Raw genomic sequence first — 22,303 nt, 5'->3', positions numbered from 1 at the left:
CCAGAGCACTGGCGGGGGATTCTTCATTACATCAAGCCCTGGCCTTATTGCGCCTCGGCCTCCGGCGCTTTTTCACCGTGGGACAGGCTGTACACGTACGCTGCCAGCAGGTGCACCTTGTCATTGCCTTGCAGTTGTTCCTGCGCCGGCATCTGGCCCTGACGGCCGTAACGGATGGTCTGCTGCAGTTGGGCGAAGCTCGAACCGTAGATGAACGCGGCCGGGTGGGTCAGGTCAGGCGCGCCCATGGCCGGGGTGCCTTTGCCTGCTGGACCGTGGCAGGCCACGCAGTTGGCGGCGAACAGTTTCTGGCCGTTGGCCGGGTCAGCCTTGGTGCCTTCCGGCAGTTTGCGGCCATCGAGCTGGGTCACCACGAAGGCTGCGACATCGGCTACGCCTTGTTCGCCAATGACTTCGGCCCAGGCCGGCATCACCGCGTGTCGACCGCCCATGATGGTGGTCTTGATGGTTTCCGGCTCGCCGCCCCAGCGCCAGTCGGCGTCGGTCAGGTTCGGGAAGCCATAGGCGCCCTTGGCGTCGGAACCGTGGCATACCGAACAGTTGGAGGCGAACAGACGGCCGCCCATCTTCAGTGCTTGCGGATCCTTGGCCACTTCCTCGATCGGCATCGCCGCGAACTTGGCGAAGATCGGACCGAACTTGGCGTCCGAGCGGGCCATTTCCTTTTCCCACTCATGCACGCCGGTCCAGCCGGTCTGGCCGTTGGCGAACGCGGTCTGCTTGTCGTTATCGAGGTAGTTGTAGCCCGGCAGCAGGCCTTTCCAGTTGCCCAGGCCCGGGTACAGCACCAGATAACCCAGGGCGAACACGATGGTGCCCACGAACAGCATGAACCACCATTTCGGCAGTGGGTTGTCGTACTCCTCGATCCCGTCGAAGGAGTGGCCGACCGTTTCGTCCGTCTGTTCGCTGCGCTGGCCCTTGCGGGTCGACAGCAGCAGCCAGGTCAGGGCGAAGATCGTACCGAGACTGAGGACTGTGACGTACAGACTCCAGAATGTAGTCATTCTTTGTTACTCCTAGAAGCTTGCTCGACGTGCTTGATGGCTTCGGGATCATCCGCAAAAGGCAGCAAGGTTGCGTCTTCAAACTCCGACTTGCGCTTGGGGCTGAATACCCACAACGCCAAACCGATGAAGGCCACCATCACGACGACGGTGCCCAGGCCGCGAATCATCCCGATATCCATGAAGAATCACCGTTTGCTTTTGATGATGGTGCCCAGGCCCTGAAGGTAGGCCACCAGCGCGTCCATTTCGGTTTTGCCCTTCACGGCATCTTTTGCACCGGCGATGTCTTCGTCGGTGTAAGGGACGCCGAGCGTGCGCAACACTTCCATTTTCTTGGCCGTGTCTTTGCCGTCGAGCTTGTTTTCCACGAGGAACGGGTAAGCCGGCATTTTCGACTCAGGTACCACGTTGCGCGGGTTGTACAGGTGCGCACGCTGCCAGTCATCGGAGTAACGACCGCCCACGCGAGCCAGATCCGGGCCGGTCCGTTTGGAACCCCACAGGAACGGGTGGTCCCAGACGCTTTCACCGGCGACCGAGTAGTGGCCGTAGCGTTCGGTTTCAGCGCGGAACGGACGGATCATCTGCGAGTGGCAGCCGACACAACCGTTGGCGATATAGACGTCGCGGCCTTCCAGTTCCAGTGCCGAACGCGGCTTCATGCCTTCGACCGGCTTGTTGGTGACGTCCTGGAAGAACAGCGGAACGATCTGGGTCAGGCCGCCAATGCTGACGGCGATGACCATGAAGAAGGCCAGCAGGCCAATGTTCTTCTCGACAGCTTCATGCTTCATCAGTGAGCTCCAACAACAGCGATCTGGGCGGCGGCTTCGGCTTCAGCCGCGTTCGAGGCGCGCACGGTGCGCCAGACGTTGTAAGCCATCAGGAACATGCCGCTGGCGAAGAAAGCACCGCCCAGGGCACGGACGATGTAGCCCGGGTGGCTGGCCTGCAGCGCTTCGACGAACGAGTAGGTGAGGGTGCCGTCATCGTTGATTGCACGCCACATCAGACCCTGAGTGATGCCGTTGACCCACATCGAGGCGATGTACAGCACGGTACCGATGGTCGCGAGCCAGAAGTGCGCGTTGATCAGGCCGACGCTGTGCATCTGCGCACGACCGAACAGTTTCGGGATCATGTGGTAGATCGCGCCGATCGAAATCATCGCCACCCAGCCCAGCGCGCCGGCGTGAACGTGGCCGATGGTCCAGTCGGTGTAGTGCGAGAGCGAGTTGACGGTCTTGATCGCCATCATCGGACCTTCGAAGGTCGACATGCCGTAGAACGCCAGCGACACCACGAGGAAGCGCAGGATCGGGTCGGTGCGCAGCTTATGCCAGGCGCCCGAGAGGGTCATCATGCCGTTGATCATGCCGCCCCAGCTTGGCGCCAGCAGGATGATCGACATCGCCATGCCCAGCGACTGTGCCCAGTCCGGCAATGCGGTGTAGTGCAGGTGGTGCGGGCCGGCCCAGATGTACAAGGTGATCAGCGCCCAGAAGTGCACGATCGACAGGCGATAGGAGTAGATCGGACGTTCGGCCTGCTTCGGCACGAAGTAGTACATCATTCCGAGGAAGCCGGTGGTCAGGAAGAAGCCCACGGCGTTGTGGCCGTACCACCACTGGATCATCGCGTCGGTCGCGCCCGAGTAGGCGGAGTAGGACTTGAAGAAACTCACCGGCAGGGAGGCGTGGTTGACGATGTGCAGCATCGCGGTCACGACGATGAACGCGCCGTAGAACCAGTTACCGACGTAGATGTGTTTGGTCTTGCGCTTGGTGATGGTGCCGAAGAACACCAGCCCGTAGGAGACCCAGACAATGGCCAGCAGAATGGCGAGCGGCCATTCCAGTTCGGCGTATTCCTTGGTGGTGGTGTAGCCCAGCGGCAAGGTAATGATGGCGCCGACGATGACCGCCTGCCAGCCCCAGAAGGTGAAGGCGGCAAGGCTGTCGGAGATCAGTCGCGTCTGGCAGGTTCGCTGCACGACATAGTAGGAAGTGGCAAACAGTGCACAACCACCGAAGGCGAAAATCACCAGGTTTGTGTGCAACGGGCGCAGGCGTCCAAAGCTCGTCCACGGCAGACCGAAGTTCAACTCCGGCCAGACCAGTTGCGAGGCGATGAAGACACCGAGCCCCATGCCAAGGATCCCCCAGACCACCGTCATGATGGCGAACTGGCGGACTACCTTATAGTTATAAGCAGTCGGACTGATTGCTGTGCTCATTCTAAGGTTCCACGGTTTGGGTGTTTTATTAGGATTAAAATCGGCCGCAAGTATGCAGAGAGCAGGGGGTCATTGCAACGCGCCATGACCTGGGTCAATGCTTTCCAACGCTGATTCTGCGGCCTTTCCATACGCCGCGTAAGGTCAAAATTGGCCTCGGACAAAATGTCGCAGCGGACGAAAAAAGCGAGGGGATCAGGTCGCTTGTAACGGGGTGTGTTCAAACGCTCAGTTCGGGTGACGGACGGTAAATGGCACGACAGCCGGTATCTACCGGCGTTTGCGGCCACATCAGTCAGCCGGTTCGCAGAACACAGCAGTCAGCGTTGACCTGGAACCAGCACAAGCCAGTCCGCATCGAGCAAGCGTAGACCCGAATCCGGGGAACCGAAAGGAGAGGGTGTGACGGGGTGCGACAATGCGTCGCAAAGGGGCGGGATGCTGCCGCACCGAGAATGGTGCGGCAGAGGTGTGTGCAATGATTACTATTTGTTGTCTTCAGTAATCAGCTTATCTGTATTCAATCCATGGCTCAGGCTGTACACATAGGCAGCTAGCAATTGCACTTTATCGTTGCCCAGCAGTTCGTTCTGCGCTGGCATGTGGCCCTGGCGACCGTGGCGTATGGTCTGCTCAAGCTGTGTCAGGCTGGTGCCGTAGATAAATCCGGCCGGGTGCGTCAGATTCGGCGCACCCATGGCTTCAGTGCCGTGGCCGGTTGCCCCATGACAGGCTACGCAGGTGGTGCTGAACGCTTGCTGTCCGGCTTGCAGGTCAGCCTTGCTGTCGGCAGGCAGCGGCAGGCCCGCGAGTTCGTGACGCACATACGCCGCGACGTTCTTCACCCCGGCTTCGCCGAGCACTTCGCCCCAGGCCGGCATCGCCGCCATCCGCCCACCCATGATGGTGGTCTTGATGGTCTCGGCGTCACCGCCCCAGCGCCAGTCCTTGTCGGCTAGGTTAGGGAAGCCGAAAGCGCCTTTGGCGTCGGAGCCGTGGCACACCGAGCAGTTGGAGGCGAACAACCGGCCACCCATTTTCAGCGCCTGCGGATCCTTCGCTACTTCCTCCACCGGCATGGCGGCGAATTTGGCGAAGATCGGCCCGAATTTGGCGTCGGCCTTGTTCATTTCCTTTTCCCACTCGTGCACGCCGGTCCAGCCGTCCTCGTAGCCGGGCAGAATACCTTTCCAGTTGCCGAGGCCCGGATACAGGATCAGATAGCCCACGGAAAACACCAGCGTGCCGGCGAACAGCATGAACCACCACTGCGGCAGCGGGTTGTCGTACTCCTCGATGCCGTCGAAGCTGTGGCCCATGGTCTGGTCGACGCTGCCCTTGGTCTCGCCCCGGCGGGTGCCGATCAGCAGCCAGGTCAGGCCGATCAGGCTGCCGATGGTCAGTACGCAGATCCACGTACTCCAGAAGGTGGTCATGGCCGGGTACTCCTTGTTTCAGGTGCTTGGGTAATGTCGGGTTGCGGCTCGTCGGCGAACGGCAGCAGGCGCGCTTCGGCGAACTCCGGCGTGCGCTTGCGGTTGAACACCCAGATCGTCAGGCCGACGAAGGCGACGAACACCACGACGGTGCCGAGGCCGCGAATCAGCCCTGCACTCATTTCAATGATCATTGTGCTCACCTCTTGCTCTTGATCGCAGTGCCGAGCACTTGCAGGTAGGAGACGAGGGCGTCCATTTCGGTCTTGCCCTTGAGGCTGGCGACCGCGCCGCTGATGTCGTCGTCGGTGTACGGCACGCCGAGGGTGCGCATGGTCTTGAGCTTGGTTTCGGTGTGGCTGCTGTCGACCGCTTGCGTCACCAGCCACGGGTAGGCCGGCATTTTCGACTCCGGTACCACGTTGCGCGGGTTGTACAGGTGCGCGCGGTGCCAGTCGTCCGAGTAACGCGCGCCGACCCGGGCCAGGTCTGGCCCGGTACGCTTGGAACCCCAGAGGAACGGGTGATCCCATACGCTCTCACCGGCCACCGAGTAGTGCCCGTAGCGTTCGGTTTCGGCGCGGAACGGCCGGATCATCTGCGAGTGGCAACCGACGCAGCCTTCGCGGATATAGATGTCGCGGCCTTCCAGTTGCAGCGCGGTATAGGGCTTCATGCCCTCTACCGGTTTGTTGGTGACGTCCTGGAAGAACAGCGGGACGATCTGGGTCAGGCCGCCGATGCTCACGGCGAACACCATCAGCAGCATCAGCAGGCCGACGTTCTTTTCAATCGTTTCGTGTTTCATGGCGGACTCCTCAGGCCATCTGCGCGGCAGCAACGACGTCAGCAGGCTGCGAGGCCCGCACGGTGCGCCAGGTGTTGTAAGCCATCAGGAACATGCCGCTGAGGAAGATCGCCCCACCCACCAGACGCACGATGAAGCCTGGGTGGCTGGCCACCAGGGTTTCGACGAAGGAGTAGGTCAGCGTGCCGTCCTCGTTGACTGCGCGCCACATCAGGCCCTGGGCGATGCCGTTGACCCACATCGAGGCGATGTACAGCACGGTGCCGATGGTCGCGAGCCAGAAGTGCGCGTTGATCAGGCCGACGCTGTGCATCTGCTCTTTGCCGAAGACTTTCGGGATCATGTGGTACAGCGCGCCGATGGAAATCATCGCCACCCAGCCGAGCGCGCCGGCGTGAACGTGGCCGATGGTCCAGTCGGTGTAGTGGGAGAGGGCGTTGACGGTCTTGATCGCCATCATCGGACCTTCGAAGGTCGACATGCCGTAAAACGCCAGCGAGACCACGAGGAAGCGCAGGATCGGGTCGCTGCGCAACTTATGCCAGGCGCCCGAGAGGGTCATCATGCCGTTGATCATGCCGCCCCAGCTCGGTGCCAGCAGAATCAGCGACATCACCATGCCCAGCGACTGCGCCCAGTCCGGCAGCGCGGTGTAGTGCAGGTGGTGCGGGCCGGCCCAGATGTACAGGGTGATCAGCGCCCAGAAGTGCACGATCGACAGGCGATACGAATACACCGGACGTTCGGCCTGTTTCGGCACGAAGTAGTACATCATCCCGAGGAAACCGGCGGTGAGGAAAAAGCCTACGGCGTTGTGGCCGTACCACCATTGCACCATCGCGTCGGTCGCACCGGCGTACACCGAGTAGGACTTGGTCAGGCTCACCGGCAACTCAAGGTTGTTGACGATGTGCAGGATCGCCACGGTGATGATGAACGCGCCGAAGAACCAGTTGCCGACGTAGATGTGCTTGGTTTTGCGCTGCATGATCGTGCCGAAGAACACGATGGCGTAGGCGACCCAGACGATGGTGATCAGAATGTCGATCGGCCATTCCAGCTCGGCGTATTCCTTGGAGCTGGTGTAACCCAGTGGCAGGCTGATCGCTGCCAATAGAATCACAAGCTGCCAGCCCCAGAAGCAGAACGCGGCGATTTTCGGCGCGAACAATTGCGTCTGGCAGGTGCGTTGCACCGAGTAGAACGAACTGGCGAACAGCGCACAGCCACCGAAGGCGAAGATTACCGCGTTGGTGTGCAGCGGGCGCAGACGGCCGAAACTGGTCCAGGGCAAATTGAAGTTGAGTTCAGGCCAGACCAATTGGGCCGCGAGAAAAACCCCGAGCCCCATGCCGACGATGCCCCACACCACCGTCATAATGGCGAATTGGCGGACCACCTTGTAGTTGTAGGCGGTACTGATAGAAGTGTTCATGGTTCCCCATCCACGGTTCAGCCGAAGTGAGCGCGCGCAGAAAACGCCGCGAATCCTTCGCCTGGAGTTATAGGCAGACTAAAAGCGAGGCAAGCATGGACAAACAGCACAAGGCCAGTATTGACGGGGATCAATGGGCGCAGTGCGTGCGGGATCATGGGTGGTTGTGGGATGCCGCGTCGGGCGAGGCTTCGGCGACTTTGATCCTGGCGCATGGGGCAGGGGCGCCGATGGACAGTGAGTGGATGACGGATATGGCTGGGCGCCTTGCTGCACTTGGGGTGAATGTGTTGCGGTTTGAGTTTCCGTATATGGCGCAGCGGCGGGTGGATGGCAGTAAACGGCCGCCTAATCCGGCGCCGAAACTGCTTGAGTGCTGGCGCGAAGTGTTCGCTGAAGTGCGACGTCATGTCGCTGGGATTTTGGCCATCGGCGGTAAGTCCATGGGCGGGCGGATGGCCAGTCTTTTAGCTGACGAGTTGGGCGCCGATGCGCTTGTCTGTCTTGGATATCCGTTTTATGCGGTTGGGAAACCTGAGAAACCGCGGGTTGAGCATTTGGCTGCTTTGCGGACTCGGACGTTGATTGTTCAGGGGGAGCGGGATGCTCTCGGAAATCGGGACGCTGTCGAGGCTTATGATCTATCGCCGAGTATTGAGGTGTTTTGGTTGGCCTCTGGGGATCATGATTTGAAGCCGTTGAAGGTTTCCGGGTTTACGCATTCGGATCATTTGGCTTCGGCGGTGGAGAAGGTTGCCGGGTTTCTTCGTTGAGGTTTGGTTGGGGGGTATATCCGTTGCTGCGGTAACGGCGACTTAGGGTTTCGCCCTTACGGCGACTCACTTTTTTTACAAGCGCCTAAAAAAAGTAAGCAAAAAAACGCTTGCTCCTACGTTCGGCCCGCTCGCTGGGGCTCGGGGTTCCTTCGCTCCGGGATCCATCCGGGCGCAGCGCCTACGGTTTGCTTCGCTGCACCTCCTCTCGCTGTGTTTGGCTTCGCCAAACGGTCGCTGCGCTCCCACCCCCGGATGAATCCCTCCGCTCAGCCTTCCGATGTCGCCTGTGGATCAAGATCAAAAGCGGTACTCGAGCTAACGCTCATCGTGTTGAGTGGTGAGGAGCAAGAGCGGTGCGCGTTCTGCTCTTGCTTTTGTGTGGGAACCCGCCTGCTGGCGATGGCGGCCTGACAGCCGACCAATTCCTTACTGAAGTACCCGGCCCTACTGTGGGAGCGAGCCTGCTCGCGAAAGCTGTCTTCCAAGCGCCATCCATTTCAAACAAGCAATAAACCCCGGAGGCTTTCGCTAACCGGTTTTTCACGATCAAAAGATCGCAGCCTGCGGCAGCTTCAAGGAGTCATTCTTGCAAATTACATTGAAGGGGTACTCTTCTGGAGTTGCTGCGAGCACCCCTGCCAGATCTAGCCAGCATCCGACGGTCTCAGTCTCGTCATGGTGAAAGTCCCCTTGGGATTCAGGCGATAGCGATGACTTTTGAACACGGCCTCGAATGATCCCGTAGCGATATCCGTTTCAGCATCATATTTAACGCTGAGGATCGCCGAGTCGGCGTCCACCGAAGCCATTCCGATAAATCCCGGCGGCGCAGGGATCCAATGGCTGTGAACAAATGTCAGCCCGTTGTCGAAGTTATAGACGCCTGTGAGTGACTCATCGGATTGGTAGGGCAGAGTCATGGAGAATGAAAAATAGCTTTCATCGTCGAAATTTCCTGTTCCTCCACTGATGGACCAATACCGCTCGCCCAAGAACTCGTCCTGATAGAAAGATCTGAATTTCGCTGTTTTCCGTTTACCGCCCAATCTCCATTGAAACCTGTCATCACTGACGAGCGGTTTTTTCGGGAGAAACATAACGTGAGTGGTCATTGTTAAACCTGCCTTTCGAGTAAGAGGAGGTGTTACAACCGACTGCAATTACGGTTTCTCTTGATACCCGCTCGGATAACTCTGCGTCTACTGTCAGATCTGACAGGTGCACAAGCAATAAAAAACCCGGAAGCTTTCGCTGTCCGGGTTTTTTGCGGGGAGATTAGCAAGAGCTTTGCTTTTAGCGGTTAAACCGCTCCACCAACGAATACTGAGTATTCGCCGTCTTGGTCAGCTCTTCACTCAGCAACGCCGAGTTATGCGCCTGTTCCGAGGTCTGGTCCGCCAGTTCCGAAATGTTGCTGATGTTGCGGCTGATTTCTTCAGCCACCGCACTTTGCTCTTCGGTCGCGGCAGCAATCTGCGTGGTCATGTCCGTGATGTTGGCCACCGCTTCGCTGATGCCGACCAGTGCCTGATCCGCTTCCAGTACCCGCGCCACACCTTCTTCCGCCTGGCGATGCCCGGCTTCCATGGTTTGTACGGCGCTGGATGCAGTTTGTTGCAGCTTGGCGATCAGGGCGTGGATCTGGCCGGTGGATTCGCTGGTGCGTTGTGCCAGTTGGCGGACTTCGTCGGCGACCACGGCAAAACCACGGCCCATCTCGCCGGCACGTGCCGCTTCGATGGCGGCGTTGAGCGCGAGCAGGTTGGTCTGGTCGGCGATGCCTTTGATCACGTCGACCACGCCGCCGATTTCGTCGCTGTCCTTGGCCAGTTGGGTGACGGTCAGGCCGGTTTCGCCGACCACCACCGACAGGCGCTGGATGGCTTCGCGGGTTTCCCCGGCGATGTCGCGGCCGCGGCCGGTCAGGCGGTTGGCTTCCTGGGTGGCGTCGGCTGTGCGCTGTACGTGGCTGGCCACTTCCTGCGTGGTGGCGGCCATCTGGTTGACGGCGGTGGCGACCTGTTCGGTTTCCACGCGCTGGCGTTCCAGACCGCTGGAGCTGTTGTGCGCCAGGGCGTCGGACTGTTTGGCCTGATCGGTCAGGTGCTCGGCGGTGTCCTGCAAACGGGTCAGGCAGGTTTTCAGGCGCGCTTCCTGGCTGAGAATCGACATTTCCAGACGCGCCTGCGCGCCACGGCTGTCGGTGTACATCTGTGCGATCAGCGGGTCGGAGGTGGTCTGCTCGGCCAGACGCAGCAGACGCTTGAGCCCGCGTTGCTGCCATTGCAGGCCCATCAGACCCAGCGGCACCGAGAGGCCCGCTGCCAGAGCGAAGCCCCATTGAGAGTTCAGGGTCGCGCCGATCACGAAGCTCAACTGGCTGACCAGAATGAACGGCAGCCAGTCCTGCAGCACCGGCAGCCATTTGTCGCTGGAAGGAATTGCCGACTTGCCCTGGTTGATGCGTTGGTAGAGCGCTTCGGCACGGCGGATCTGTTCGGCGGTGGGTTTGATCCGCACCGACTCGTAACCGACCACCTGATTGCCGTCGAACACCGGTGTCACGTAGGCGTTCACCCAGTAGTGGTCACCGGATTTGCAGCGATTCTTGACAATGCCCATCCATGGCAAGCCTTGTTTCAGTGTGCCCCACATGTGCGAAAACACCGCAGCCGGGACGTCGGGGTGACGAACCAGGTTGTGCGGCGCACGGATCAGCTCTTCACGCGAAAACCCGCTGATTTCGACGAAAGCGTCGTTGCAGTAGGTGATCACGCCTTTGGCGTCGGTTGTAGAAATCAACCGCTGCTGAGCCGGGAAAGTCCGTTCGCGTTGTGTAATGGGCTGGTTATTACGCATGGTTTTTCAATCCGCAAGGCTTTGAAAGGTTGTCGGCGCTGTCAGGAAATTATTGAAGTTTTTTTTCAGATATAAGTACGGCGTCGCAAAACCGCTCTTGCTTCAACCGGCCAGCATCGGATAGGTGAACAGCGCAAAATGCAGCAGGTTCAGCCCGAAGTGCGTGGCGATCGCCGCCGCCAGCCCGCCAAAACGGTAGGCCAGACCATAGCCGACACCCGCCAGACCCGCCAGCAACACCCAGTGCCATCCTGCGCCCAGATGCGCCAGGGCAAAGATCAGCGACGCCAGCAGCAGAGCGAGGTTGTCGCCGTGGGGCAGGTGTTTGAACAGGCGGCTCAAACCGCCCTGTATATAGCCGCGAAACAGCGCCTCCTCGACCAGCGTCACCAGCAGCAGATTGTTCAGCAGCCACAGCCACGCCTGATCGGGCCACTTCGGCGCCCAGGCAATCATGCCGAACAACAGTGCGCCGCCCAGCGCCAGGACGGCGCTCAAGGTCAGGGCGAGGACGCTGGCGTACACCGTCGGACGCAGCGAGTGTGCCGCGACAATCCACGGGCAGGCGAGCAACAGCCAGAAGCCGATCAAGGGTTTGTCCAGATTCAGATACATCGCGAACGGCACGGCGTCGTCGGTGAAACGCAGCAGGGCGATGGCCCGGCCGTTGGCGAATCCCGGCAACCAGTGCAGCGCCAGCGACAGGGCGAGGAAGATGAACACGGCATGCCCCAACAGGCGCACCACCGGCACCTGCTGTTGGCGCACGGCGAAACCGGTCACCAGCAATAGTCCCACGGAGATCAGCACGAGCCAGCCGAGTTGGCCAAAGCTCAACGCTAATCCATAACCGAGGCTGAGAAGTGCCAGATAGAGCCATGGCAACGCCTTCATCGAAAGTCCTTGTGCAGAATTTTGTGGAAGGGCTTTCTACACGGGTGAGGGCGTCGGGACAAGTAAAGCTGTGGCGGGATGCGGGGACAGGCTCCAAACCTGAGGCCATCCACAAAACCCATTGTGGGAGCGGGCTTGCTCGCGAATGCGCTGTGTCAGGCGATAAAAATCTCGACGGATACACCGCATTCGCGAGCAAGCCCGCTCCCACAGTAGATATGCGTGTGGCTGAGGATCAGCGCAGGTCGAGTTTCGCCGCCGCGCGCTCGGTGATTTCCGTGCGCAGTTTCAAGGAAGGCGCCGCGCGGTGCCGGGCCTCTTTGACGACAGCACTCGGTGCCGTCTGCGGACTGCCCGATTCAAACGGCGGCGCCGGCGCATATTCCAGCTGCAGTTGAATCAACTGCGCCGCCTCGGCCCCCACCAGTTCGGCGGCCAGCACCAGGGCAAAGTCGATGCCTGCGGTAATCCCGCCACCGGTAAACAGATTGCCGTCGCGCACCACTCGGTCCTGCACCGCAATCGCGCCGAGTTTCGGCAGCAGTTCGTGATAGGCCCAGTGGGTGGTCGCGCGTTTGCCTTTAAGCAGACCTGCCGCGCCCAGCACCAGCGAACCGGTGCACACCGACGTCACATATTTGGCCTGCGCCGCCTGGCGTTTGATGAACCCCAGCGTCTGCTCATCTTCCATCAGCGGCCCGACCCCGGCGCCGCCGGGAATGCAGATCACATCCAGATCCGGGCAGTCGTCGAAGGTGGTGGTCGGTTTCAACAGCAGGCCGGTGCTGGCGGTGACTGGCACCAGATCTTTCCAGATCAGATGCACCTGCACGTCCGGCAGCGAGGCCAGTACGTCATAGGGACCGGTCAGGTCGAGTTGCTGCACCTGCGGAAACAACAAAAAACCGATCTGCAACGTCATGGGGTTTTTCTCCATTTGAGGGGTGGACGGCTTCACTGTAGGCGCGTAGGTTCTGGCGTATACGCCAATAACCCCACGAATTACGCCAAATGCCCAAAGCCATTCACGTACTCGCGTTCGCCAACATGCAGATCCTCGACGTCACCGGCCCTCTGCAAGTATTCGCCTCGGCCAACGACATCGCCCGCCAACGCGGCTTGCCGGTGCCGTATGCGCCGTCGGTGATTGCCAGTGAGGGCGGCGCGGTGATGTCCTCGGCGGGGTTGGCGGTGCTGGCCGAACCATTGCCGCAGCAGGCCAGCGATACCTTGATCATCGCCGGTGGCTGGGGCATTTATCCGGCGGCGGAGGATTTGGCGCTGGTGGATTGGGTACGCGAGCACGCAGCGAAATGTCGACGCGTCGCCTCGGTGTGTACGGGGGCATTTCTACTGGCGGCGAGCGGCTGGCTCGACGGACGTCGCGTGGTCACCCACTGGACTCGTTGCGAACAACTGGCCCTGCAGCACCCGAAGCTGCAGGTCGAAGCCAACCCGATTTTCATCAACGACGGCCCGGTCTGGACCTCGGCCGGCGTCACCGCCGGCATCGATCTGGCGTTGGCGATGGTCGAGGAAGATCTGGGCCGCGACATCGCCCTCGACGTCGCTCGGCATCTGGTGGTGTTCCTCAAACGTCCGGGCGGCCAATCGCAATTCAGCGTGACCCTGGCCCTGCAGAATCAGGGCAATCGCTTTGATGAACTGCACGCCTGGATCGCCGAAAACCTCACCTGCGACCTCGGCGTGCCGACCCTGGCCGAACAGGCCGGCATGAGCGAACGCAGCTTCGTCCGCCACTACCGCGCCGACACCGGCCAGACCCCGGCCCGCGCCATCGAACTGATCCGTGTCGAAACCGCCCGCCGTTTGCTGAGTGACACCGGGCTACCGGTGAAACGCATCGCCGCCAATTGCGGGTTTGGCAGTGAAGAAACCTTGCGCCGCAGTTTCCTGCGGGCGATCGGGGTGACGCCTCAGGCGTACCGGGAGAGGTTTTCGGTCAGTGCTGGCGAAGCAGATTCAGCGATGCCCTTAGGGGCTATTACCCGAACAGAACCTTCTGCCAATGATCTTCGCTGATGATCGCAATCGGCACGCCGCTGTCTCTCAGTTCAACGGCCTTCTTGATCTTGGTGCCGTAAGAGCTGTGAAGCCACTGATCATTGCCAATGCTGCCCACTACCAAATAGTGAATCTTTTTGCTGACGGAACCACCAATAAGGCCGCCGCGTTCGAGGATTTGCGACTCACATTCTTTACGTGGTCCATAGGCCATGACGCCTGTAAACAGGAAGACCCGATCAACCAGGCATAACTGCGGGGCAGGGTTGTCGAGAGGAAGGCTGGTCGGAGCGGCAAACGTTGTTGTTTGTGTTGGTGCGGTTGGCAGACCGGTGAACTGATGCAGCATTTCCAGCAGCTCCGCAGACTCGTCGGCGTCCAGAACTCCGTCGCTGAGCATGTCGGCAAGACGTCTGTAAAGGATGTTCACAACCGGATCGTCCAGGTGCACCAAATGGGTTTCAATCCAGGTTCTGAGAAACTCGGCTTCTTGCTGGTTGATCGTGCCGTCAGCGGCAAGCCCGGCTGCAATGCCGATGAGAGCATCGACCGAGCGCCGCTCGATTCTTGCCTGGTGAAAGAACACGCTGCTCTTAAATTCCTGATGCAAATCGACCATCGTTGCTTCTCCTTAAGCCTCGGCTTCCGCCACCTGATTGAAATACTTCGTCCGGTCCGGGGTAAACGTCACCCGCATCTTCGTCCGCGAGCAGATCAGCGAACGCTCTTCACCCAGATCAATATCCAGATCCTCGCCACGCAACCCCTGCCACTGGGCGAGGTATTTCAGCGAGCCGTATTTCTCGTTTTTCTTCAGGCTGCGGCTCACGCCACCTTTCCAGCCGAGTACCGGCAGTTCGCCGGCGAGGCATTGTTGGGCAAGGTCGGGGAAGCGGGTGGCGCGCTGACGGCCGATTTCCCAGCACTTGATCAGGCCTTTGTCGGCGGCTTCCCAGAGTTGGGTGCGGGTCAGGCCGGTGCGCAGGGGCGTGGCGATGGGGCGGTGGACGTGCTGGGTCATTCTGGTTCCTTGAATTCGGGTTTTATTGGACAGCTCCGCTGTGCCCGTTGCGGTGGATGGTAGGGGGGGATGTAACAGCTGGCAACAGGGTATTTCAGGGTGTAAGTGCAGGTTGCGGGGGAGGGATTTGCCAGGGTGTTGTTTAGAAGAAGCAGGAACAAACTACCCAAACTGTGGTGAGGGGATTCATCCCCGATCGGCTGCGCAGCAGTCGCAAAGCCATGCAATGCGGTACTGCCGAACAAATAAGCAGGCAAAGAGCGGGGCCGCTGCGCAGCCCGTCGGGGATAAATCCCCTCACCACAGGAGATCTGATTCTGTTTATTTCTGTGTAGGGGTTAGCCCGGCGAAGCGCGCTGATGCGGCATATTTCCTACAGACACTGACGAAATTACGGCTGCCAAACACTCTTCTCCCCACTCAAACGCCGATCCAGAAAACTCGCCGCACTGATCAGCGCCAGATGCGTCAGCGCTTGCGGGGTGTTGCCCAGATGGCGGCCCTTGCTGTCGAACTCTTCGGCGTACAGGCCCAGCGGGTTCGCATAACGCAGCAATTGCTCGAACTCCAGATGCGCCTTTTCCACCTGACCGGCCCGAGCCAGGCATTCGACGTACCAGAATGAGCACGCGGCAAACGCGCCTTCGGTGCCGGCCAAACCGTCGTTGTTGGCGTCGTCGTTGCGATAGCGATAAACCATGCCGTCGCGCACCAGAGTCTTTTCGATCGCTTCAAGGGTCGATAGCCAGCGCGGGTCCTTGGCGCTGACGAAGCGCACCAGCGGCATCAGCAGCATCGAACCGTCGAGCGCGGTGCCGCCCTTGTACTGCACGAAATGCCCGCGCTCCTCGTTCCAGAAGTTGTCCCAGATGTCGGCGTAGATCGCCTGCCGGGTCTGATCCCACTGGACGAACGGCGCCGGCAGCGAGCGTTTCGAGGCCAGGCGGATGGCCCGGTCAAGCGCCACCCAACACATCAGTCGCGAGTGCAGGAAGTGATGCTGCTCACCGCGCATTTCCCAAATGCCTACATCGGTTGTCTGCCAGGTCTCACACACCTGATCGACCACCTCGCGCACATGGTTCCAGCCTTGGTGGGAAATCGCATCGCCGTACTTATTGACCAGGTACACCGCGTCCATCAGTTCGCCAAAGATGTCGAGCTGAATCTGGTCGTACGCGCCATTGCCGATGCGCACCGGTTGCGCGCCACCATGACCGGAAAGGTGGGAGAGTTCGGTTTCCGGCAGCTCCTGGCGACCGTCGATCGCATAGAGGATGTTGAGTTTGGTCGAATTTCCCTGACAATCGCTGACCCGACCACGCAGCCAGCCCATGTAGGCATTGGCCTCATCGACAAAACCTAGGCGCATGAACGCGTAGACGGTGAACGAGGCGTCGCGGATCCAGGTGTAGCGATAATCCCAGTTGCGCTCGCCGCCGGGAGTTTCCGGCAGGCCGAAGGTGGCGGCGGCGAGGATTGCGCCGTGCTTGCGCGAGGTCAGCAGCTTCAACGCGAGGGCCGAACGATTGACCATCTCCCGCCAACGCCCGCGGTAGTTGGACTGGCCGATCCAGTCGCGCCAGAACTTCAACGTGCGCTCCAGGCACATTTTCGCGCCGTCATCCTTGAAACGCGGATCGTCGGCGCCACCGAGGACGAATTCGGCGTGCTGATCCTGTTTCAAGCTGAAGGAAGCAACGGCCGACTCGCCGTCGATGTGCAACGCCTGATCCGCCACCAGCCGCAACGATGGCTGACCCTCGGCGCTAAATATCACCGATTGTTGATCCATCTGCGCCCGGGTGTCGGCACGCGCGTAGTCATGGCGCACCGCGCAACGCATGTGAAACGTCGCTTCACCGCTGACCACCCGCACTCGGCGCATCAGCAACGGCAGGTCATCAACGCTGTCGCCGATCGGCAGCAGATCGGTAATTTCCACCACGGCCTGTTCGCTGAGCCAGCGCGTTTGCAGAACGTTGGTGTCCGGCAGATAGATTTGCTCGCGCCGGGCATCGGGCAAGTCCGGGGCGAGCTGGAAAATCCCTGCCTCGGGCGTGTCGAGCAGCGAACAGAAGATCGACGGGCTGTCGAATTCCGGCCAGCAGAAAAAATCCACGCTGCCCTTGTCGTTGACCAGTGCGGCACTGCGCAGGTCGCCGATGATGCCGTGGGCGTCGATCGGGCTTTGTCGTTCAGGATGATGCTCAGCCATTGCCACGAAACTCCGGATAAAGACTCATGCCGCCGTCGATGAACAGGGTGGTGCCGACGATGTAGTCGGCGGCGTCGGAAGCGAGAAACACCACCGCGTTGGCGATGTCCTCGACATCGCCGATGCGACCGTAAGGGATCAGCTCCAGCAGCTTCTCACCGGCCGCGCCTTCAGTGGCGTCCTGATTGATTGCCGTGCGAATCGCCCCCGGCGCGATGCCGTTGATACGGATGCGCTGCTGGCTGACTTCCTGGGCGAGGGTCTGCATCAATTGATCGACGCCGCCCTTGGACGCCGCATAGTTGACGTGCCCGGCCCACGGAATGCGCTGGTGTACGGAGCTCATGTGAATGATCTTGCCGGCCGCGCGGGACACGCCTTCACGCACGCCCTGGCGATTGAAAATCCGCAGCGCGGCGCGAGCGCAGAGGAACTGGCCGGTGAGGTTGACGCCGATCACCGTGTTCCAGTCTTCGAGGGTCATGTCGACCGCAGCGGCATCCTTTTGCAGGCCGGAGTTGGCCACCAGAATGTCCAGCGCACCAAAGGCATCGAGGGTCTCGGCAAATAGCCGTTCGACGTGGTCTTCCTTTGAAATATCGGCGCCGACGGCCAGTGCCTGACCGCCATCGGCGATGATCTGCCGGGCCAGCGCTTCGGCGGGTTCGGCCTGACGGTTGTAATTGATCACGACGGCTGCGCCGGCAGCGGCCAGCGCTTTGGCGGCGGCGTGGCCGATGCCGGAGCTGGCACCGGTGACCAGTGCTACTTGGCGGGCGAGGGATATTTGCATGCAGGGTCGCGCCTTGAGTGAGGGCCTATTTAGCTGACTGGTCGCAAGCCATGAGAGTTCATTCGACGGTGCGGTGTGTGGTGAATATGCCGGCCTCTTCGCGAGCAGGCTCGCTCCCACGGTTAGAATGCGCTGGCCCCGTGGGAGCGGGCTTGCTCGCGAAGGGGCCTTCACATTCCACCAACAATTGTGCGCTTCCACGCTTATCAACCTTTATGGCAACTTGGCGGCCCCTGATGAGGCTGTACCCATGGCAAACCCCTACCGCGAATTATTCACCGCCCCCGGCGCCCGGGCTTTTGTACTGGCCGGGATGATCGCGCGCATGCCGATTTCCATGACCGGCATCGGCGTGATCACTATGCTCTCGCAGCTCAAGGGTGGGTACGCACTGGCTGGTGCGGTGGCGGCGACGTTTGCCCTGGCCACGGCGTTTTGTGCGCCGCAGGTCTCGCGGCTGGTGGATCGTTACGGCCAGGGCAAAGTGTTGCCGCTGTCGGCGTTGATCGGTGGCGGGGCGCTGTTGATGTTGCTGCTGTGCACGCGTTTGCAGGCGCCGACCTGGACGCTGTTCATCTTCGCCGCGCTGGCCGGGTGCATGCCGAGCATGTCGGCGATGGTGCGTGCGCGCTGGACCGAGATCTATCGCGGCCAGCCGCAATTGCAGACCGCCTACGCGCTGGAATCGGTGCTCGATGAAGTCTGTTTCATCGTCGGCCCGCCGCTGTCGGTGGGTTTGTGCGTGGTGGCGTTTCCCGAGGCTGGGCCGTTGGCGGCGCTGCTGGCACTGGCGATCGGGGTGACGGCGTTTGTCGCCCAGCGCAGCACCGAGCCGGCGGTGCATCCGCAGGAATCACAGCATCAGGGTTCGATCATTCGCTCGACCGACGTGCAATGGCTGCTGGCGTTGATGCTTGCCATGGGCGTCATCGTCGGTGTGGTCGATGTGGTCAGCGTCGCGTTCGCCCAGCAGCAGGGCCAACCGGCGGCGGCGAGCATCGTGTTGTCGGTGTACGCCATCGGTTCGTGTCTGGCCGGTATCGCGTTTGGCGCGATGCGTTCGAAACTGCCGTTGCCGCGGCTGTTTCTGTACGGCGGCGTGGCGACAGCGGTGACCACGCTGCCGCTGTTGCTGGCGAGCAATATTTTCGGTTTGTCGCTGGCGGTGTTTGTCGCGGGATTGTTCTTCTCGCCGACACTGATCGTGGCGATGGCGCTGATCGAGCGCATCGTGCCGCCGGCCAAACTGACTGAAGGCCTGACCTGGCTGGTGACGGGGCTGAGTATCGGCGTGGCGATCGGCGCCGCCGGCTCGGGCGCGTTGGTGGATGCGTTTGGCGCCCGCAGCGGCTTCTGGCTGGCGATTGTGGCGGGGGCGGTGGTGTTGGCGTCGGCGTTTCAGAGTTATCGGCACCTGAAATAACCCGGCATTGATGAGCTGTTGTGGCGAGGGAGCTTGCTCCCGCTCGATTGCGCAGCAATCGCAAACCAGTCGGCCCGATTTCAGAAATCATTGAGACTCAGAGCTTGGGACCGCTTCGCAGTCCAGCGGGAGCAAGCTCCCTCGCCACAGTTATCAATACCTTCAGGAATTTGGTGGTGTCGGTTACCAACCCCGTCCCGAATTCACCCAGAAATTCACCGACAGTGACGTCGACACCGATTCCACCTGATGGAACCAGCCCTCCGGCAGAAACAGCAGATCCCCGGCCTCCAGCGTCACGCGCAGGAACGTCACATCGCGTGCTGCGGGAAAGCGCTCATAGTCCGGTGCGTCGGGGTTGAAGTCGCAGCCGTCCAGGCCACCCTTTGGCGCTGTCGACCAGGTGCCCAGTGCTTCGCGGTGATGCGGGGCGGCGAGTGTGAACTGCTTCTGGCCCCAGACCTGCGCGAACAGGTTGTCGGTGTCGTCGCGGTGCAGCGGCGTCAGCGTGCCTTTGGGGCCGATCCAGATGCGTGGCGGGATGAACAGCGAAGCATCGAAGTAGGGCGGGTATTTGATCTGCTGCAGCAATTGCGCCGGCAGGATGTTGTTGCCCATGTAGGCCGGTGGTTCGCCGTCAGCCCGTTTGACTGCCGGTTGGTCCAGCGAGGCAATGAACTCGGCCATCGACGTCGAGCGGAAATCACGTTCGGTGGAAAAGGTTTTCTTCACGTAATCGCCGTGGCGGGTGATGCCCTGCAGTTCGGCGAAATGCACCAGTGATTCCTCGCGACTGAGCTTGAACAGCGGCCAGTCCTGCAGGGCATCGCTGATCACCACCGGGATGCCGTTGGGCAAGTATCTGCTTTTGAATTCGCTTACCGACAATTCATCGCGCGCATGGCGCTCGATGCGGGTCTGCACCGGCAGCCCGGCGGTGAGTTGTTCGCTGAAGCGTGGCGGGGTCGGGTAGCGCTTGTTCATGTCGACCTTTTGCGCCACTGCGCTACCGTGCATCGCATGCTCGATGATCTGCGGCAGCAGCGTCGCCAGGCCCATGTTGCCGCCGATTTTCAGGCGTCCGCTGGCGAACAGTTCTTCGACATTGACTCGGCCGCCCATGATCCCGAGAAAATCGCTCTCGGCGACTTCAATGGTCACGTCGGGGCTGGGATGGCGTCCGGGCGCGGTGCGGCTGCTGGCCTTGACCTCCGACCAGTAGGCCTGCTGCGGGCCAAACACGAATTGGAAAACGCCTTCGATGCCGACGGCACCGGCGTTGGCGAACAACTTGCCCAGGATGCTCTGCAGGTCCACGGTGAATCCTCATTATTGGTTTTGGCTGAACAGTTAACGAGCGCCTGTTGGCGCAATTTACCGGCGCGCGACTAATTTGCCGGGGGCGTAATCCGTTTCTCTCTACAGACAAATTTTTCGAGGAAAGCCGGGTGAACAAGCTGACCCTGCTGTGCCTGCCGTACTCCGGCGCCAGCGCCATGGTCTATAGCCGCTGGCGGCCAAAACTGCCGCAATGGCTGCAACTGCAACCGGTGGAACTGCCGGGGCGCGGCGCACGTTTCGACGAGCCGCTGCACACGGATATGCGTGCGCTGGCGATGCAACTGGCCAAGGAATTGCGGCCGAATCTCAAAGCGCCGTATGCGTTGTTCGGCCATAGCCTGGGCGCGCTGCTGGCCTGCGAAATCGCTCACGCGCTGCGCGCATTGGGCTGTCCAGAGCCGGTGGCGCTGTTTGCCTCGGGCACGGCGGCGCCGACGATGCGCGCCGATTATGATCGCGGTTTCGCCGAGCCGAAAACCGATGCCGAATTGATCGATCAATTGCGCACGCTCAACGGCACGAGCGAAGAAGTGCTGGCCAATGCCGAGCTGATGAGCCTGACCCTGCCGATCCTGCGTGCCGACTTTCTGCTCTGCGGCAAATTCGAGCCGTTGTCGCGGCCGTTGCTCAACTGCCCGGTGCATGTACTGGGCGGCAAGGCGGATCGCGCGACCACCGAACAACTGATCGGCTGGAGCAAGGAAACCCGCGGCAGCTTTTCGGTGGACATGCTCGCCGGCGGGCACTTTTTCATTCATGAGCATGAAGCCAAAGTGCTCAAGGTGATCAAGGATCAGCTGGAGGGCCATCATCGTCGGCACAGCCTGATGGCCGTCGTGTAAACCGATTCTGCGGATTCATCCGAGACCCTGTGGGAGCGAGCCTGCTCGCGATAGCGATAGATCAGTCACTGCAACATTGACTGACAGGACGCTATCGCGAGCAGGCTCGCTCCCACAGGGTTTTGTCTGTCTGACAGTTGTTCTCATTCGCTAATTTTTCCGGTCTGCATTCGTTTTATAGGGACGACGTGCCTTTGTGCTTCCTGCCTACTGATCCGGATGCTGAGAAATGAATGCTGAAGACTCCTTGAAACTTGCTCGCCGGTTTATCGGGTTGCCCCTGGAAAAGCGCCAGATGTTCCTCGCGGCCCTGCACAAGGAGGGCGTGGATTTCGCGCGGTTCCCGATACCGGCCGGCATCGCAGCCGAGGATCGTCAGGCGCTGTCTTACGCGCAGCGACGCATGTGGTTCCTGTGGCAACTCGATCCGCAGAGCGGCGCCTACAACCTGCCCGGTGCGGTGCGACTCAATGGTCGACTGAACCAGTCGGCGCTGGAGCAAGCTTTCGCCAGTCTGGTGGAGCGCCACGAAACCCTGCGCACGGTGTTCCAGCGCCAGGCCGATGACAGCCTGCTGCAAGTGCCAGCCACCGCGCCGCTGCTGATTAACCGGGAAGACTTCAGCGCACTGCCGGCCAGCGAGCGCGAGCAGGCGGTGATCCGTGCCGCCGAACAGCAGTCGGTGTTGCCATTTGATCTGGCGGTCGGCCCCTTGCTGCGGGTGACCTTGCTCAAGCTTGCCGAGCAGGAACACGTGCTGCTGCTGACCCTGCACCACATCGTCTCCGATGGCTGGTCGATGAACGTGTTGATCGACGAATTCATCCGTTGCTACGACGCGTTCGACGCCGGTCAGACGCCGCAATTGCCGCCACTGCCGATCCAGTACAGCGACTATGCGCTGTGGCAACGCCGCTGGCTGGAGGCCGGTGAGCAGGCGCGCCAGCTCGACTATTGGCAGGCGCAACTGGGCGACGAACACCCGGTGCTGGAGTTGCCACTGGATCATTCGCGCCCGGCGATGCCGAGCTATCGCGGCACTCGTTACGAATTCGCGGTCGGCGGTCAACTCGCCGAGCAACTGCGCAGCACCGCGCAACAACATCAGGTCACCGTGTTCATGTTCCTGCTCGGCGCCTTCAATGCGCTGCTGCACCGATACACC

Annotated in this window: 22 protein-coding genes (1 of these 22 running past the window's edge); 5 read left to right on the top strand and 17 right to left on the bottom strand. The window is 60.8% G+C overall.

Going from position 1 to position 22,303, the window contains the following annotated elements; translation table 11 throughout:
* Nucleotides 1-44: 44 nt before the first annotated feature.
* From ccoP (LVD08_RS13055) to ccoN (LVD08_RS13020), 8 genes are all read right to left on the bottom strand, one after another.
* Nucleotides 45-1,028 carry a cytochrome-c oxidase, cbb3-type subunit III gene (ccoP, locus tag LVD08_RS13055; RefSeq protein ID WP_096797659.1) on the bottom strand — a complete coding sequence of 328 codons (984 nt, stop codon included), beginning with the start codon at nt 1,026-1,028 and terminating at the stop codon, nt 45-47.
* On the bottom strand, nt 1,025-1,210 hold the full coding sequence (locus LVD08_RS13050) for a CcoQ/FixQ family Cbb3-type cytochrome c oxidase assembly chaperone (RefSeq protein WP_003175465.1): 186 nt from the start codon (nt 1,208-1,210) through the stop codon (nt 1,025-1,027). The genes ccoP (LVD08_RS13055) and LVD08_RS13050 overlap by 4 nt, the downstream gene beginning before the upstream one ends.
* Nucleotides 1,211-1,216: 6 nt before the next feature.
* Nucleotides 1,217-1,825, bottom strand: a complete 609-nt coding sequence (ccoO, locus tag LVD08_RS13045) for a cytochrome-c oxidase, cbb3-type subunit II (protein WP_024164411.1) — start codon at nt 1,823-1,825, stop codon at nt 1,217-1,219.
* Nucleotides 1,825-3,267 carry a cytochrome-c oxidase, cbb3-type subunit I gene (gene ccoN, locus LVD08_RS13040; RefSeq protein WP_007969186.1) on the bottom strand — a complete coding sequence of 481 codons (1,443 nt, stop codon included), beginning with the start codon at nt 3,265-3,267 and terminating at the stop codon, nt 1,825-1,827. Before ccoN (LVD08_RS13040) ends, ccoO (LVD08_RS13045) begins: the two co-directional genes overlap by 1 nt.
* Before the next feature lie 485 nt (nt 3,268-3,752).
* Nucleotides 3,753-4,703, bottom strand: coding sequence for a cytochrome-c oxidase, cbb3-type subunit III (gene ccoP / locus LVD08_RS13035; RefSeq protein ID WP_097087653.1), 951 nt, complete (start codon nt 4,701-4,703; stop codon nt 3,753-3,755).
* On the bottom strand, nt 4,700-4,897 hold the full coding sequence (locus LVD08_RS13030) for a cbb3-type cytochrome oxidase subunit 3 (protein WP_027613249.1): 198 nt from the start codon (nt 4,895-4,897) through the stop codon (nt 4,700-4,702). The genes ccoP (LVD08_RS13035) and LVD08_RS13030 overlap by 4 nt, the downstream gene beginning before the upstream one ends.
* A 5-nt stretch (nt 4,898-4,902) precedes the next feature.
* Nucleotides 4,903-5,511 carry a cytochrome-c oxidase, cbb3-type subunit II gene (gene ccoO, locus LVD08_RS13025; protein WP_003223389.1) on the bottom strand — a complete coding sequence of 203 codons (609 nt, stop codon included), beginning with the start codon at nt 5,509-5,511 and terminating at the stop codon, nt 4,903-4,905.
* Nucleotides 5,512-5,521: 10 nt separating this feature from the next.
* Nucleotides 5,522-6,946, bottom strand: a complete 1,425-nt coding sequence (gene ccoN / locus LVD08_RS13020; RefSeq protein ID WP_098967987.1) for a cytochrome-c oxidase, cbb3-type subunit I — start codon at nt 6,944-6,946, stop codon at nt 5,522-5,524.
* Nucleotides 6,947-7,041: 95 nt separating this feature from the next.
* Here ccoN (LVD08_RS13020) and LVD08_RS13015 point away from each other — a divergent pair, with 95 nt between their 5' ends.
* A complete protein-coding gene (locus LVD08_RS13015) occupies nt 7,042-7,719 on the top strand; it encodes an alpha/beta family hydrolase (protein ID WP_247268340.1) in 678 nt (225 codons plus the stop codon).
* Nucleotides 7,720-8,366: 647 nt separating this feature from the next.
* On the opposite strand, the gene LVD08_RS13010 is transcribed toward LVD08_RS13015, so the two are convergent.
* From LVD08_RS13010 to inhA, 4 genes are all read right to left on the bottom strand, one after another.
* A complete protein-coding gene (locus LVD08_RS13010; protein WP_098967989.1) occupies nt 8,367-8,834 on the bottom strand; it encodes a hypothetical protein in 468 nt (155 codons plus the stop codon).
* A gap of 181 nt (nt 8,835-9,015) precedes the next feature.
* Nucleotides 9,016-10,581 (bottom strand): methyl-accepting chemotaxis protein, encoded by a 1,566-nt coding sequence (locus LVD08_RS13005; protein WP_097087658.1) that lies wholly within the window; start codon nt 10,579-10,581, stop codon nt 9,016-9,018.
* Between the two features lie 102 nt (nt 10,582-10,683).
* Nucleotides 10,684-11,475 carry a CPBP family intramembrane glutamic endopeptidase gene (locus LVD08_RS13000; RefSeq protein WP_247268339.1) on the bottom strand — a complete coding sequence of 264 codons (792 nt, stop codon included), beginning with the start codon at nt 11,473-11,475 and terminating at the stop codon, nt 10,684-10,686.
* 235 nt (nt 11,476-11,710) lie between these two features.
* Complete coding sequence (inhA, locus tag LVD08_RS12995) at nt 11,711-12,397, bottom strand: isonitrile hydratase (RefSeq protein ID WP_247268338.1); 687 nt, start codon at nt 12,395-12,397, stop codon at nt 11,711-11,713.
* Nucleotides 12,398-12,486: 89 nt separating this feature from the next.
* Here inhA and LVD08_RS12990 point away from each other — a divergent pair, with 89 nt between their 5' ends.
* Nucleotides 12,487-13,518 carry a GlxA family transcriptional regulator gene (locus tag LVD08_RS12990; protein ID WP_247268337.1) on the top strand — a complete coding sequence of 344 codons (1,032 nt, stop codon included), beginning with the start codon at nt 12,487-12,489 and terminating at the stop codon, nt 13,516-13,518.
* Here LVD08_RS12990 and LVD08_RS12985 read toward each other — a convergent pair.
* The 4 genes from LVD08_RS12985 to LVD08_RS12970 all read right to left on the bottom strand — a co-directional run bounded on the left by LVD08_RS12985 (nt 13,481) and on the right by LVD08_RS12970 (nt 17,532).
* A complete protein-coding gene (locus LVD08_RS12985; protein ID WP_247268336.1) occupies nt 13,481-14,119 on the bottom strand; it encodes a BRCT domain-containing protein in 639 nt (212 codons plus the stop codon). The genes LVD08_RS12990 and LVD08_RS12985 overlap by 38 nt on opposite strands.
* A gap of 12 nt (nt 14,120-14,131) precedes the next feature.
* Nucleotides 14,132-14,521 carry a hypothetical protein gene (locus tag LVD08_RS12980; RefSeq protein ID WP_247268335.1) on the bottom strand — a complete coding sequence of 130 codons (390 nt, stop codon included), beginning with the start codon at nt 14,519-14,521 and terminating at the stop codon, nt 14,132-14,134.
* Between the two features lie 391 nt (nt 14,522-14,912).
* Entirely contained in the window at nt 14,913-16,739 is a 1,827-nt protein-coding gene (locus LVD08_RS12975; RefSeq protein WP_247268334.1) for a glycoside hydrolase family 15 protein, read from the bottom strand.
* A complete protein-coding gene (locus LVD08_RS12970; protein WP_247268333.1) occupies nt 16,732-17,532 on the bottom strand; it encodes a glucose 1-dehydrogenase in 801 nt (266 codons plus the stop codon). Before LVD08_RS12970 ends, LVD08_RS12975 begins: the two co-directional genes overlap by 8 nt.
* A gap of 250 nt (nt 17,533-17,782) precedes the next feature.
* On the opposite strand from LVD08_RS12970, the gene LVD08_RS12965 reads away from it, so the two are divergent.
* Nucleotides 17,783-18,955 (top strand): MFS transporter, encoded by a 1,173-nt coding sequence (locus LVD08_RS12965; protein ID WP_247268332.1) that lies wholly within the window; start codon nt 17,783-17,785, stop codon nt 18,953-18,955.
* Between the two features lie 183 nt (nt 18,956-19,138).
* On the opposite strand, the gene LVD08_RS12960 is transcribed toward LVD08_RS12965, so the two are convergent.
* A complete protein-coding gene (locus tag LVD08_RS12960; protein WP_247268331.1) occupies nt 19,139-20,272 on the bottom strand; it encodes a cupin-like domain-containing protein in 1,134 nt (377 codons plus the stop codon).
* A gap of 131 nt (nt 20,273-20,403) precedes the next feature.
* On the opposite strand from LVD08_RS12960, the gene LVD08_RS12955 reads away from it, so the two are divergent.
* Both LVD08_RS12955 and LVD08_RS12950 read left to right on the top strand, forming a co-directional pair.
* Nucleotides 20,404-21,138 carry a thioesterase II family protein gene (locus tag LVD08_RS12955; RefSeq protein ID WP_097087675.1) on the top strand — a complete coding sequence of 245 codons (735 nt, stop codon included), beginning with the start codon at nt 20,404-20,406 and terminating at the stop codon, nt 21,136-21,138.
* A 229-nt stretch (nt 21,139-21,367) separates the two neighbouring features.
* Nucleotides 21,368-22,303, top strand: partial view of a non-ribosomal peptide synthetase gene (locus tag LVD08_RS12950; RefSeq protein ID WP_247268330.1) — the beginning only. The gene runs 11,385 nt beyond the window's last position; 936 of the gene's 12,321 nt are visible here — the first part of the coding sequence; it begins with the start codon at nt 21,368-21,370; its stop codon lies off the right edge, out of view.

The sequence above is a fragment of the Pseudomonas sp. YL2 genome (genome assembly GCF_023063025.1).
Classification (GTDB): Bacteria; Pseudomonadota; Gammaproteobacteria; order Pseudomonadales; family Pseudomonadaceae; genus Aquipseudomonas; species Aquipseudomonas putida_A.
Note: the sequence above shows the minus strand (reverse complement) of the source record. Positions and strands in the feature narration are given on the sequence as shown.

What these genes read in the sequence shown, in the direction of transcription:
- ccoP (WP_096797659.1), bottom strand. Translation starts at nt 1,028, where the DNA reads ATGACTACATTCTGGAGTCTGTACGTCACAGTCCTCAGTCTCGGTACG.
- LVD08_RS13050 (WP_003175465.1), bottom strand. Translation starts at nt 1,210, where the DNA reads ATGGATATCGGGATGATTCGCGGCCTGGGCACCGTCGTCGTGATGGTG.
- ccoO (WP_024164411.1), bottom strand. Translation starts at nt 1,825, where the DNA reads ATGAAGCATGAAGCTGTCGAGAAGAACATTGGCCTGCTGGCCTTCTTC.
- ccoN (WP_007969186.1), bottom strand. Translation starts at nt 3,267, where the DNA reads ATGAGCACAGCAATCAGTCCGACTGCTTATAACTATAAGGTAGTCCGC.
- ccoP (WP_097087653.1), bottom strand. Translation starts at nt 4,703, where the DNA reads ATGACCACCTTCTGGAGTACGTGGATCTGCGTACTGACCATCGGCAGC.
- LVD08_RS13030 (WP_027613249.1), bottom strand. Translation starts at nt 4,897, where the DNA reads ATGATCATTGAAATGAGTGCAGGGCTGATTCGCGGCCTCGGCACCGTC.
- ccoO (WP_003223389.1), bottom strand. Translation starts at nt 5,511, where the DNA reads ATGAAACACGAAACGATTGAAAAGAACGTCGGCCTGCTGATGCTGCTG.
- ccoN (WP_098967987.1), bottom strand. Translation starts at nt 6,946, where the DNA reads ATGAACACTTCTATCAGTACCGCCTACAACTACAAGGTGGTCCGCCAA.
- LVD08_RS13015 (WP_247268340.1), top strand. Translation starts at nt 7,042, where the DNA reads ATGGACAAACAGCACAAGGCCAGTATTGACGGGGATCAATGGGCGCAG.
- LVD08_RS13010 (WP_098967989.1), bottom strand. Translation starts at nt 8,834, where the DNA reads ATGACCACTCACGTTATGTTTCTCCCGAAAAAACCGCTCGTCAGTGAT.
- LVD08_RS13005 (WP_097087658.1), bottom strand. Translation starts at nt 10,581, where the DNA reads ATGCGTAATAACCAGCCCATTACACAACGCGAACGGACTTTCCCGGCT.
- LVD08_RS13000 (WP_247268339.1), bottom strand. Translation starts at nt 11,475, where the DNA reads ATGAAGGCGTTGCCATGGCTCTATCTGGCACTTCTCAGCCTCGGTTAT.
- inhA (WP_247268338.1), bottom strand. Translation starts at nt 12,397, where the DNA reads ATGACGTTGCAGATCGGTTTTTTGTTGTTTCCGCAGGTGCAGCAACTC.
- LVD08_RS12990 (WP_247268337.1), top strand. Translation starts at nt 12,487, where the DNA reads ATGCCCAAAGCCATTCACGTACTCGCGTTCGCCAACATGCAGATCCTC.
- LVD08_RS12985 (WP_247268336.1), bottom strand. Translation starts at nt 14,119, where the DNA reads ATGGTCGATTTGCATCAGGAATTTAAGAGCAGCGTGTTCTTTCACCAG.
- LVD08_RS12980 (WP_247268335.1), bottom strand. Translation starts at nt 14,521, where the DNA reads ATGACCCAGCACGTCCACCGCCCCATCGCCACGCCCCTGCGCACCGGC.
- LVD08_RS12975 (WP_247268334.1), bottom strand. Translation starts at nt 16,739, where the DNA reads ATGGCTGAGCATCATCCTGAACGACAAAGCCCGATCGACGCCCACGGC.
- LVD08_RS12970 (WP_247268333.1), bottom strand. Translation starts at nt 17,532, where the DNA reads ATGCAAATATCCCTCGCCCGCCAAGTAGCACTGGTCACCGGTGCCAGC.
- LVD08_RS12965 (WP_247268332.1), top strand. Translation starts at nt 17,783, where the DNA reads ATGGCAAACCCCTACCGCGAATTATTCACCGCCCCCGGCGCCCGGGCT.